The sequence below is a fragment of the Xenorhabdus sp. SGI246 genome, assembly GCF_040838225.1.
GTDB lineage: Bacteria > Pseudomonadota > Gammaproteobacteria > Enterobacterales > Enterobacteriaceae > Xenorhabdus > Xenorhabdus indica.
In genome coordinates, this window is record NZ_JBFPEZ010000023.1 from 1 (window position 1) to 12,759 (window position 12,759).

A 12,759-nucleotide genomic window follows, 5' to 3' on the forward strand; every position below is an offset into this window, starting at 1 on the left:
AAAACATCAACAACCCCTAGTTCTGTGGCGCATAAATTTACTTGCACCTTTTCTCATATTTTGTCAGCTTTAGTAGTGTCAGGGGTGCTGACAACGACTTTTTCAAGACAGGGTAACTATGATGAAAAGTGTAGGTTTTATCGGCTGGCGTGGTATGGTTGGCTCAGTATTGATGCAAAGAATGGTCGAAGAAGGGGATTTTAACCAGATCAAACCCGTTTTTTTTACGACTTCCCAACATGGACAACCAGCCCCGGAGTTTACAGGTAAATCGGGCGTTTTGCAGGATGCTTTTGATATTGAAGCACTTAATGCGTTGGATATTATTATTAGTTGTCAGGGAGGGGATTATACCAATGAAATTTACCCCAAACTGAAAGCAACGGGCTGGCAGGGATATTGGATCGATGCGGCTTCTGCACTCCGCATGAATGATGATGCTGTCATTATTCTCGATCCTGTTAACCATCAACATATTCAGAACAGCCTGAATAAAGGGATTAAAACTTTTGTTGGCGGTAATTGTACTGTCAGCCTGATGTTAATGTCATTGGGTGGTTTGTTTGCTAATAATTTGATCGAGTGGGCATCAGTCTCAACCTACCAGGCAGCTTCTGGTGGTGGTGCCCGCCATATGCGCGAATTGTTGATGCAGATGGGCATGCTGCATAATCAGGTTGCGGATGAACTGCAAAATCCGGCTTCTGCTATTTTAGATATTGAAAAGCGTGTAACCGATTTCACTCGCAGCGGTACTCTGCCGACCGATCAATTCGGTATTCCTCTGGCAGGAAGTTTAATCCCGTGGATTGATAAGCAACTGGAAAATGGGCAGAGCCGTGAAGAGTGGAAAGGCCAGGCGGAAACCAACAAGATTTTGAATACGGGTGATGACATCATTCCGGTTGATGGCCTGTGTGTTCGTATTGGAGCACTGCGTTGCCATAGTCAGGCATTTACCTTGAAATTGAAAAGAGATATTCCGATTCACGAAATTGAAACGTTGTTGGCATCCCATAATGACTGGGTTCGCGTGATCCCGAATGATCGCGAACTAATAATGCATGAATTAACACCGGCAGCGGTGACGGGTACTTTGAATACGCCTGTGGGGCGTCTGCGTAAGCTGAATATGGGGCCGGAATATTTGTCTGCTTTTACTGTTGGTGATCAGTTACTGTGGGGAGCGGCAGAGCCGTTGCGCCGTATGTTGCGGATTTTGTTGTAGTAAAGCATTTAATAGACCGCCATTATTGAATAAATATTGGTGGTTGTTTTGTTTTTTTATATCTTACACTTACGTAATAGGGGCAATCAGGACATGTCGCCATTTTATGTTGGTCCTTGCATGCTAGTTTTTTATAAATTTTCATGTTATTGATTTTAAAATAATTTATATCTCAGCGTTGTTTTTCACTTCCCGCAATTAGCTTATCACCTAGGTATTTTTAATGCCTGCCGCTCTTTCGGTGGAGCGCTGGCTAATTTCATCAATGCACAGATAAAAGCATCTACATCAAGGGGTAACTGTCCGGTTTTCGATACTTGTCAAATGCACAAACAAGAGTTGTTCTCGATAGGTGAGTGATAGTAGCTTGAAACTGATTTGAGGTGTTTTAAATGGTAAGAACGGGCGGTTTAATTCGCCCGTTTAACATAAAAGGAGTTTAATTAACCATACTTCTTAGCGAAATCTTTATCTGACATGCATAAATAGATAATAAATTCAATAAAAGAAATGATATAAGGAATAAACGTCCAGCAAAAAATAAGGTATAAAAACCCTGATCCTATTTTTCCTAGATAAAATCTATGCACCCCGATAAAACCAAGAAAGAAAGCTAATAGAGCTGCAGTTATTCTGCTTTTTTCACCTTGTATTTCTTCTTTTTGAACTGCACCACAGCTAGGGCAAGAGCCTGCGGAGGTGTGGATTTCTTTTCCACAGCCACGGCAATAAACCATGTTTGACATATAAATATCCTTAGTGTTATCTATCTTATTCTTATTTATATTAAAACTATCAAGTTAAAAATCCAATGATTTTAAGAAAAATAAGACAGTCTCAGGGTGACCAATGGGAAGAAGGTTATAAATCCAATTTATTGATAGTGATGAATGTTTAGATAATAGCCAATTCCCAGACATGTACTGTCTCCTGACATTCCATTCATAGCCATATCTACGTTTTGTTTATGCGTGTCAGAACGACATGCGGTTCCAGTTGCCAAGAATGGCGATCGTTATTTCTGCATTTTGAATGTATCTTCCGAATAATTGGTGAGTATTATTTGCTAGCATGGTTAAGTTTCTCGATAAGAATTAAGGACACAACCCAGTAAAGCGATATCCTCCATTTGCGGCAGAAAATACCCATAATTTGCTGTTACTTGGGTCTAATATCATCGAATCTGGTGCATCACCAATAAACCCAAGCCTGTTGTAAGCATTTGAAAGGTGTTTCGTTGCGGTCGTCAATTTTAATTTTCCATGATGGCCTGTTTGGTAGGACAAATTGACAGCTTTTTCCATCAATAAATAAGCACAATTTTGGATCCCCGGATGGGTAATCAGGTAACTGACTTCAGGATAATATGGATAGTGATCATCTTCATTGTAGGTAAATAACATTATTCCAATGGGCACCATCAGAGAAGACACTGAGTCTGTTGGAAAGTGAGTTGTATAACAAACAAAGTAGGTATAATTGCAGCCTTGATATAAGGTACTATCTTTTTTTCTGATGCGAAATGATAAATTATCTTTCACTGTACATAACAGGCTATCTGTTATACAACATCGAAGATCCCATAATTCTTCGGTGGAAGGATTCGATTTTGCTTCTATATTGTCTCTTCTTCGATATGTATTTTCGATATGTGACAGCCATCCATCCTGTTGAATTAAATTATATAATTTCCTGACTGCTATTTCCGCTTCTTGCAATGTTGCTTTTTTAACTATTGGAATATATCCATTTATTAATCTGGGGTTGTGATGATTGACATTGATATTCAACATATTTTTGGGGGGCAGAGTATGGAAAGAGTTTGAGCGGGATAAAGTTCCAGATGGCATTTTGTGTATATAGCTATTAAAAGAAGAATTTCTTTTTAACATAATAATAACCTTGATAGTAGAAATTGAATATGATTAATAAGTTAAGCTAATATTAACATTTGGGTTCAATATCTTATTGATAATTAAAAATTCCTGATTTATATAATGAAAGTGAAATTTTTCTTATGTTATTAATGAGGTTATTTTTTGTTTTTTATGACGAAATATCCTTAAATAATCGCTTCTTATCAGGATAAATAAATGAAGGATTTTTCAATTCATTTGAGAAGTAATATAAGGCAGTTTTAGATGGTTTTCCAAGTAACCAATGAATATTTTATAGATAAATCTTGAACCGTCTTTTCCCCGGATAACGTTTTAATTATCCGGGGCAGGCGTAGGAATATCAGATATCAATATTCGCAGCTTTCAGTGCGTTCTCTTCAATAAATGCACGGCGAGGTTCAACGGCGTCACCCATCAGGGTGGTGAACAGTTGATCTGTCGCAATGGCATCTTTCACAGTGACACGCATCATACGGCGAGTTTCTGGGTTCATTGTAGTTTCCCACAACTGATCAGGGTTCATTTCCCCCAGACCTTTATAACGTTGGATAGAAAGACCACGGCGTGACTCTTTGCTCAGCCATTCCAGTGCTTGCTCAAAGCTACTTACTGCCAAACGGCGTTCGCCTCGCTCAATATAAGCACCTTCTTCAATCAGATTACCGATCAATTCACCCAGTTTGCTGATGCGGCGGTATTCGCCTCCGTGAATAAAATCGAAATCCAGATTGTAGTCAGTATCAACACCGTGTGTGCGAATGCACAGAACTGGCTCATAAACCTGACGCTCGCGATTTTCATGGATTTGGTAGCTGTAAGTGCTGCCATGTTGCTCTTTGTCATTCAAACGAATGGTCAGTGCACTTACCCATTCTTCCACTTTGGTCTGATCGGTCAAGGCATCTTCGGTCAATACCGGATGGTAGATTAAGTTATTCAGTAACGCCAGCGGATACAAGCGTTCCATACGTTTGATTATTTTTTGTGTAGTATTGAATTCAGTTACCAGTTTTTCCAGTGCTTCGCCTTTTAGAGCCGGAGCGTGTGGATTGGTGTAAAGTGATGCACCATCCAGTGCAATGGACATTTGGTAGGCTTCCATCGCATCGTCGTCCTTGATGTATTGCTCCTGTTTGCCTTTTTTCACTTTGTACAGTGGTGGCTGAGCAATATAGACATAACCACGCTCAATGATTTCCGGCATCTGACGATAGAAAAATGTCAGCAACAGAGTACGAATATGGGAACCGTCAACATCGGCGTCGGTCATGATGATAATGCTGTGATAACGCAGTTTATCCGGATTGTATTCATCACGGCCAATACCACAACCCAATGCGGTAATCAGGGTTGCCACTTCTTGTGAAGAGAGCATTTTGTCAAAACGCGCTTTTTCAACGTTCAGAATTTTACCTTTCAGTGGCAGGATAGCCTGATTTTTACGGTTGCGCCCCTGTTTGGCTGAACCGCCCGCAGAGTCACCCTCCACCAGATAGAGTTCGGACAGTGCAGGATCACGCTCCTGACAATCAGCCAGTTTGCCCGGCAGACCTGCCAGATCTAATGCGCCTTTGCGGCGAGTCATCTCACGCGCTTTACGGGCAGCTTCACGGGCACGTGCTGCGTCAATGATTTTGCCAACAACAGTTTTGGCATCGTTAGGATTTTCCAGCAGGTATTCTACCAGCTTCTCGTTCATCATCGTTTCAACCGCAGTTTTCACTTCAGAAGAAACCAGTTTATCTTTTGTTTGTGAAGAGAATTTCGGATCTGGAACTTTAACCGAAATAACCGCGATCAGGCCTTCACGGGCATCATCACCGGTAGCACTGACTTTGGATTTTTTGTTGTAACCCTCTTTATCCATATAGCTATTGAGGGTTCGAGTCATCGCTGTACGGAAGCCCACTAAGTGGGTTCCCCCATCGCGTTGAGGTATATTGTTGGTAAAGCAATAAATGTTTTCTTGGAAGCCATCATTCCATTGCATGGAAATTTCAACACCAATACCGTCTTTTTCGGTGGAGAAATAGAAAACATTCGGATGGATCGGATTTTTATTGCGGCTCAGGAATTCAACAAATGCCTTAATACCCCCTTCATAATGGAAGAGTTCTTCTGTATTGGTGCGCTTGTCAACTAAACGGATGGAAACGCCGGAGTTCAGGAATGATAATTCACGCAGACGTTTTGCCAAAATATCAAATTCGAAATCGGTGTTAATTTTGAACGTATCCATACTTGGCCAGAAACGTACAGTTGTTCCTGTTTGTTCTGTATCACCAACGACTTTCAGTGGTGCTTGTGGAACTCCATGATGGTAGGTCTGTTCATGTACTTTACCGTCACGACGGATAGTCAGTTCCAGTTTTTCAGATAAGGCGTTAACAACAGAAACCCCTACGCCATGCAGGCCGCCGGAAACCTTATAGGAGTTATCATCGAATTTACCCCCCGCATGCAGCACGGTCATGATGACTTCCGCTGCTGAAACACCTTCTTCTTCGTGTATGTCGGTAGGAATACCGCGGCCATCATCCTGTACAGAAACTGAGTTATCTGCATGGATTGTGACAATTATTTTATCACAATGGCCTGCGAGGGCTTCGTCGATAGCGTTGTCAACAACCTCGAAGACCATGTGGTGCAGGCCAGTACCATCATCGGTATCACCGATATACATGCCTGGACGTTTACGAACAGCATCCAGCCCTTTTAATACCTTGATACTTGAGGAGTCATATGTATTCGACATCAACGTTTCTCGCTTATCTTAATCCTGTGGTTGAACCTCTATACCCTTCGTCTTTCGAATTGCCGCGTTGTTGGCTGCACCTCGAAATCCATTGGGCATATTTTGCCATGTTCTACGCGAAACATCCTGCTATTTACATCAATCATGTCTGCAACTTGCTCAGGCGTTATTGCACTGACAAACACCTGGGCTTGCGTAGATTTCAGACGCTCGGCTAATAAATTACGACGACCGGCATCCAACTCAGAGGCAAAATCATCAAGCAGATACAGGCATTTTTGCCCGCTCTGTCGGGTGAAATATTCACCCTGTGCTAACCTCAGGGCACACATCAGTAATTTAAGCTGACCACGTGAGAGCATATCTTCTACAGATATGCCGTCTGCCCTGATCCGCAGATCGGCTTTGTGGGGACCGGATGCGGTATAGGTTAATGCTTTGTCGCGCTCAAACTGACGCGCGAGCAGTTCTGCATATTCACTTTCTTTATCCCAACCTTGTTGGAAAGAGATATTGAGAGTGAATTCAGGTAAAAACTGTTTGCAGGTTTTTTCAATATCTCCGGCAATACCTGCAATATATTCCGCACGCCATTGGCTTATCTGGGTCGCAAGCGGTGCAAGCTCGTGATCCCAGTGTTGGATCTGGTTATAACGGGTTACCTGTCGTAATGCCGCATTTCGTTGTTTGAGCAGCCTTTTCAGGTTGACCCAGCCAGTAAAAAAACGCGGTTCATTATGAAAACACCCCCAATCAATAAAAGCACGGCGATATTTCGGGCCACCATTCAACAGCGTAAAACCTTCTGGTGTGATAAGTTGCATCGGCAACATTTTTGCCAGCTCGGCAATTTTGTGCCCATCACTGCCATCAATTCTGACTTTGCTATCACCCTGACGGTTTTTGCATAATCCAACCGACAGAGCTCGTTCATGGGACTGTTGCTCCAGCCTCCCATGAAGAATGAACTCCTCACAATCATGTCGGATCACTCTTCCCGCCTGAACACTGCGAAAAGCGCGTCCATGGCCCAATGTGTAAATGGATTCCAATACACTCGTTTTGCCGCTGCCATTTGGCCCAACAAGAAAATTAAATCCCGTTGCCAACGGCAAATCGGCATTTGCGATATTACGAAAATCGCGGATCAATAGACGCGAGAGAATCATGAGCTATGAATTAATACTTGTTACAGACGTATTCTTTACAGACGCATCGGCATCACGACATAAGTCGCTGCCTGACTGGCTGAATTCTCTATTTTTACACTGGATGTGGCGTCCGTCAGCAGTAAACTGACTTGCTCGCATTTTAATGCGTTGAGGACATCCAATACGTAACTGACATTGAAGCCAATTTCCATTTCAGCGCCGTGATAATTAACGTCGACGATCTCTTCTGCTTCTTCTTGTTCCGGGTTATTGGCGGTAATTCGGAGCTGGTTTTCGCTTAGGTAAATGCGAACACCACGGAATTTTTCGTTGGATAAAATCGCAGCTCGTGAAAATGCCTGCTTAAGCATGTCACAATTTGCTTCCAGCGTTTTATCAGGATTCTTGGGTAGGACACGACGATAATCAGGGAAACGCCCATCGACCAGTTTTGAGGTAAATATAAAGTCACCAACATGGGCGCGAATATTATTGCTACCAATCTGCAATTGGAGTGGGTTATCTCCACCATCCAGTAATCGCATTAATTCAATGACACCCTTACGAGGGACAATCACTGAGTGTGAAGGTAAACTCTGGCCGATATTCATTGAACAGACCGCCAGACGATGGCCATCTGTAGCAACAGTACGCAGTTCTTCCCCTTCAGTTTCGAATAGCATACCGTTCAAATAATAGCGGACATCCTGATGTGCCATTGAGAATTGAGTAGACTCAATCAGACGTTTTAATGTTGCTTGTGGTAGTGAGAATTCAACTTCGCTTTGCCAGTCATCCAGATTGGGGAAATCGGATGCAGGCAGGGTGGAGAGTGAAAAACGGCTGCGTCCGGATCGAACCAGAATACGGTCACCATCCAGCTCAACGCTGATTTCCGCTCCATCAGGCAATCCGCGCCAGATATCAAAGAACTTACGCGCGGGAATGGTGGTTGCTCCCTCTTCATGTGGTTGAGTGAGTGCTACCTGAGCCTTCATTTCCATTTCTAAATCTGTTCCTGTCAGTGACAGGGAGCCGGCTGTCACCTGCAACAATAAATTGCCTAAAATAGGCAGGGTAGGGCGGCCACCTAAAGGGCTGCTAACCTGCTGCAAGGGTTTTAATAATTGCTCACGTTCAATGATAAATTTCATAGCGCTAGGAAGATAATGTTCTGATTAAGTTAGAAAAATCTTCTTTGATGTCATGACTTTCTTCACGCAATTGTTCTATTTTACGACATGCGTGCAATACGGTTGTATGGTCACGACCACCAAAGGCATCCCCGATTTCAGGCAAGCTGTGATTGGTCAGCTCTTTTGCCAGCGCCATTGCCATCTGTCTTGGACGGGCAACAGAGCGTGAGCGGCGCTTGGAAAGTAGATCAGCAACTTTGATTTTGTAATATTCAGCGACTGTTTTCTGAATATTATCAATTGTTACCAGCTTTTCCTGTAGAGCCAATAAGTCACGTAATGCTTCGCGTACAAAATCAATAGTAATCGCACGGCCAGTGAAATTGGCGTTGGCGATAACTCTGTTCAAAGCGCCTTCGAGTTCACGGACGTTGGATCGCAGGCGTTTAGCTATAAAGAAGGCCACTTCCCCTGGTAACTGAATCTGGTTTTCATCTGCTTTCTTCATCAGAATGGCAACTCGGGTTTCCAGCTCCGGTGGTTCAATAGCAACAGTTAACCCCCAGCCAAAACGGGATTTTAACCGATCTTCAACGCCATTAATCTCTTTTGGATAGCGATCTGATGTCAGAATAATCTGTTGATTACCTTCCAACAGAGCATTGAACGTGTGAAAGAATTCTTCTTGTGATCGCTCTTTATTAGCGAAAAATTGAATGTCATCAATAAGCAGGGCATCTACTGAACGATAATAACGCTTAAACTCTTCTATCGCATTGTTCTGCAACGCTTTAACCATGTCTTGCACAAAACGCTCAGAATGCATGTATACCACTTTTGCATTGGCTTTACGTGCCATGATGCTGTTGCCGACAGCATGTAAAAGGTGGGTTTTACCCAATCCCGTGCCTCCATAAAGGAATAGCGGGTTATATGCTCCTCCCGGATTATCGGCAACTTGTCTGGCTGCTGCCCTGGCGAGTTGGTTGGATTTACCTTCAACAAAGTTATCAAATGTATGTTTAGGATTTACGTTTGAACGATAGGATAACTCCGGCTGCGCTTTTGCATTATCCCAGCTCGGACGTACAGATAAACTGGATGGAGCAGTAGCCACCGGCATATCAGCAATGATTTTCTGAGACGTAGACTGGCTCGGTGAAACAGGCTTATTACCCACTTCAAAACGCAGTAATGGTACTTCAGGACCACAGAAATCATTTAATAACAAATTGATATTATTTATATATTTCTCTCTAACCCAATCCAATACAAAGCGATTAGGTGCATAAAGAGCCAAAGTGTTATTACTTAGTTCTGCCTGAAGGGGTCGTATCCACATACTGAATTCTGTGGCAGGTAACTCATCCTGCAAACGGGCAAGACATTGCTGCCAAAGCGAAAGTGACACGGCAAACTCCCCTAAAACAAGACCAATAAAAGAAACTGGAATAAATAGATACGTTATACTGGGCACAAGACATTACTATTTACCGATGAGAACGTTTTTACCGATATGAATATTACCGATAAGAACATCTACCGATGAGAAAGCTCGCAGTACCTTGTGGCGACTTTTACTTTCATCGCTCTCCCAACGATCCGTACAGCGAGATCGGAATCGTGACCAATGATCATAACGCAAAAGACGATATAAATCCTCATTCTTTTACACAGCTTTGACGCTTTTTATCCACAGGGAGATCACCACGCGTTGGTACTCGTAGAATATAAAGCCCATAGAAGATACTGTAGTGTAATCATGGTATATAGCAAATCCCATTTAGTTATCGTTTAAAATTCAAAGGGAAAACAGCAGTATGATTACTAATCAAATGTCAGGATCTGTGTTGCATCCTTGCGCTTTGTTACACAGTCCGTATAATCTTGCACCCTGTGTGTAATGCCGAACGATTTTTTCTGGCTGTGGCTGGTGGAAGTCAGGGTTAACACTTTAAATAGCAAAATATTAGGTAGCAACAAGTCTGACACCGATTGAAGCGCGGTCAGGCTCGCGTCATCTTGGATTGACTAAGGGTAGTACATTTTATTACAATCCTGCCTCTTTCTATATATTGATGTTGCGATTGAGGCATCGGTGTCTACTTATTTCTCACTGGTCGCCAACGCATTTGCTGAATCAGTTACAAATTTTAAGTTAGGTAGAAATCGCTATGAAACGCACTTTTCAACCATCCGTACTGAAGCGTAACCGTACTCACGGCTTCCGCGCTCGTATGGCCACTAAAAATGGTCGTCAGGTTCTGGCTCGCCGTCGTGCGAAAGGCCGTGCTCGTCTGACTGTTTCTAAGTAATAAAGCTAACCATTCCAAATGGTTAAGCTCGCTTTTCCGAGGGAGTTACGTTTGTTAACTCCCGAGCATTTCACTTATGTTTTCCAGCAGCCACAACGGGCAAGTTCCGCAGAGATCACCATTCTTGGACGCCTTAATGAGCTGGGGCATCCCCGCATCGGTCTAACCGTCGCCAAAAAAAATGTTAAACGTGCTCATGAGCGTAATCGTATTAAGCGATTGGCTCGTGAAAGTTTTCGTTTAAACCAACATAAATTGCCTTCCATGGATTTTGTCATTTTGGTGAGGAAAGGGGTCGCTGAGCTTGATAACCGTGAGCTAACGGAAACGTTAGGCAAATTATGGCGTCGTCACTGTCGCTTGGCTCGCGCCTCTTGATTATTTTAATCAGAGGTTATCAGTTAGTGATTAGTCCACTACTGGGGCCTCGTTGTCGTTTCAACCCTACTTGTTCCCAATATGGTATTGAGGCATTACGAAGGTTTGGAATGATAAAAGGCAGTTGGTTAACGGTGAAACGCGTATTAAAATGCCACCCTTTACACGAAGGTGGTGATGATCCTGTCCCACCTAGAAAAAACGAAGATAACAGAGAACATTAACGATGGATTCGCAACGCAATCTCCTTCTCATCGCTTTGCTGTTTGTTTCGTTCTTGGTCTGGCAGGCGTGGGAGAAGGATAAGAACCCACAACCAACAGTACAGATCTCGCACCAAACAAGTACGCTGAGTAGCGAAGCAGGCAATAGGCAAGGCAAACTGATCACCGTGAAAACGGATGTGCTTACGTTGCACATCAATACCCGTGGTGGTGATATTGAAGAGGCTGACCTGCTGGCCTATCCTGATACTATGGGTTCCAAGACACCGTTCAAACTGCTTGAATCAACCCCTGAATTTACTTATCAGGCTCAAAGTGGATTAGTGGGTCAAGATGGCCCTGATAACGCAAAACGTTATAAAGAACGTCCTTTATATAACACAACACAAACGAATTATGTTCTGGCTGATGATCAGAATGAGTTGCGTATTCCGATGACTTACACTGCGCCGGATGGTGTAGTTTACGTTAAAACATTTGTTCTGAAACGTGGCGGTTACGCGGTTTCTGTTGATTACAGCATTGATAACGTGACTGACAAACCGTTAGAAGTTGCGTTTTTTGGTAAGCTGAAACAGAGCGTTGAATTACCAACGCATCGTGATACAGGTAGCAACAACTTTGCTCTGCACACTTATCGTGGTGCTGCTTATTCATCAGATGATGAAAAATACAAAAAATACAGCTTTAGTGATATTGAAGATAAGGACTTATCTTTATCTACAAAAGGTGGCTGGATAGCGATGTTGCAGCAATATTTTGCTGCAGCTTGGATCCCGAATCAAAACGAAACCAGCACTTTCTACACTCGACATCAAGATAAAAAATTAGCGGAAATCTGGTATCAAGGTGCTTCTGTTGATGTCGCTCCTAACAGTAAACAGTCCGTTTCTTCTACCTTGTGGGTTGGCCCTGAAATTCAGGACAAAATGGCAGCGGTTGCTCCACATCTGGATCTGACTGTTGATTACGGTTGGTTGTGGTTTATTTCCCAACCTCTGTTCAAATTATTGAAATTCCTGCATGAATTCATTGGTAACTGGGGCTTCTCCATTATTGCTATTACCTTTATCGTTCGTGGTATTATGTATCCGCTGACTAAGGCGCAATATACCTCTATGGCGAAAATGCGCCTGTTGCAACCGAAAATTACTGCGATGCGTGAGCGTTACGGTGATGATCGTCAGCGCATGAGTCAGGAAATGATGGCGTTGTACAAGACAGAGAAAGTAAACCCATTGGGTGGCTGTTTACCTTTGTTGATTCAGATGCCAATCTTCCTTGCATTGTATTACATGCTGATGGGATCTGTTGAACTGCGTCATGCACCATTTATGGGCTGGATTAAGGACTTGTCTGCGCAAGATCCGTATTACATCCTGCCATTGCTGATGGGTGTGACTATGTTTGTGATCCAGAAACTGTCACCAACTACCGTCACTGACCCAATGCAGCAGAAGATCATGACTTATATGCCAGTCGTGTTTACCATCTTCTTCTTGTGGTTCCCGTCTGGTCTGGTGCTGTATTATATCGTCAGTAACCTGGTTACTATTATCCAACAGCAGGTTATTTTCCGCAGTCTGGAAAAACGTGGTTTACATACTCGCGAAAAGAAAGTAGATCTTTCTAAAAAATAAGTCTTTTAAAAATAGATTTTTAAAAAAATATATA

The 12,759-nt window shown here is 42.8% G+C and carries 12 protein-coding genes; 5 read left to right on the forward strand and 7 right to left on the reverse strand.

The genetic code is table 11. The annotated features are described in order from the left end of the window. The first annotated feature begins 121 nt into the window (after positions 1–121). The gene (gene asd, locus ABLA85_RS05895; protein ID WP_367962239.1) at positions 122–1,228 is read left to right on the forward strand and encodes an aspartate-semialdehyde dehydrogenase; all 1,107 of its coding nucleotides are present in this window, start codon (positions 122–124) and stop codon (positions 1,226–1,228) included. 443 nt (positions 1,229–1,671) lie between these two features. Here asd and ABLA85_RS05900 read toward each other — a convergent pair whose 3' ends face one another. The 7 genes from ABLA85_RS05900 to ABLA85_RS05930 all read right to left on the reverse strand — a co-directional run bounded on the left by ABLA85_RS05900 (position 1,672) and on the right by ABLA85_RS05930 (position 9,813). Further along, on the reverse strand, positions 1,672–1,974 hold the full coding sequence (locus ABLA85_RS05900; RefSeq protein WP_367962195.1) for an NINE protein: 303 nt from the start codon (positions 1,972–1,974) through the stop codon (positions 1,672–1,674). A 348-nt stretch (positions 1,975–2,322) separates the two neighbouring features. Then, complete coding sequence (locus tag ABLA85_RS05905; protein WP_367962196.1) at positions 2,323–3,120, reverse strand: hypothetical protein; 798 nt, start codon at positions 3,118–3,120, stop codon at positions 2,323–2,325. 346 nt (positions 3,121–3,466) lie between these two features. Further along, positions 3,467–5,881 carry a DNA topoisomerase (ATP-hydrolyzing) subunit B gene (gyrB, locus tag ABLA85_RS05910; RefSeq protein WP_367962198.1) on the reverse strand — a complete coding sequence of 805 codons (2,415 nt, stop codon included), beginning with the start codon at positions 5,879–5,881 and terminating at the stop codon, positions 3,467–3,469. 38 nt (positions 5,882–5,919) lie between these two features. Next, positions 5,920–7,050 (reverse strand): DNA replication/repair protein RecF, encoded by a 1,131-nt coding sequence (gene recF, locus ABLA85_RS05915; protein ID WP_367962200.1) that lies wholly within the window; start codon positions 7,048–7,050, stop codon positions 5,920–5,922. A 35-nt stretch (positions 7,051–7,085) separates the two neighbouring features. Further along, positions 7,086–8,186, reverse strand: a complete 1,101-nt coding sequence (gene dnaN, locus ABLA85_RS05920; protein WP_367962202.1) for a DNA polymerase III subunit beta — start codon at positions 8,184–8,186, stop codon at positions 7,086–7,088. 4 nt (positions 8,187–8,190) lie between these two features. Further along, the gene (gene dnaA / locus ABLA85_RS05925; RefSeq protein ID WP_047678994.1) at positions 8,191–9,579 is read right to left on the reverse strand and encodes a chromosomal replication initiator protein DnaA; all 1,389 of its coding nucleotides are present in this window, start codon (positions 9,577–9,579) and stop codon (positions 8,191–8,193) included. Positions 9,580–9,654: 75 nt separating this feature from the next. After that, complete coding sequence (locus tag ABLA85_RS05930) at positions 9,655–9,813, reverse strand: hypothetical protein (RefSeq protein WP_367962203.1); 159 nt, start codon at positions 9,811–9,813, stop codon at positions 9,655–9,657. Positions 9,814–10,342: 529 nt separating this feature from the next. Between ABLA85_RS05930 and rpmH the strand changes: the two genes are divergently transcribed. The 4 genes from rpmH to yidC are packed head-to-tail and all read left to right on the forward strand — an operon-like array spanning position 10,343 to position 12,725. Continuing rightward, on the forward strand, positions 10,343–10,483 hold the full coding sequence (rpmH, locus tag ABLA85_RS05935; RefSeq protein WP_038267117.1) for a 50S ribosomal protein L34: 141 nt from the start codon (positions 10,343–10,345) through the stop codon (positions 10,481–10,483). Between the two features lie 18 nt (positions 10,484–10,501). Next, positions 10,502–10,861 (forward strand): ribonuclease P protein component, encoded by a 360-nt coding sequence (rnpA, locus tag ABLA85_RS05940; protein WP_038267113.1) that lies wholly within the window; start codon positions 10,502–10,504, stop codon positions 10,859–10,861. Then, positions 10,825–11,085, forward strand: coding sequence for a membrane protein insertion efficiency factor YidD (gene yidD / locus ABLA85_RS05945; RefSeq protein WP_047678992.1), 261 nt, complete (start codon positions 10,825–10,827; stop codon positions 11,083–11,085). Before rnpA ends, yidD begins: the two co-directional genes overlap by 37 nt. A 2-nt stretch (positions 11,086–11,087) precedes the next feature. Next, positions 11,088–12,725, forward strand: a complete 1,638-nt coding sequence (gene yidC / locus ABLA85_RS05950; RefSeq protein WP_367962206.1) for a membrane protein insertase YidC — start codon at positions 11,088–11,090, stop codon at positions 12,723–12,725. Positions 12,726–12,759 lie beyond the last annotated feature (34 nt).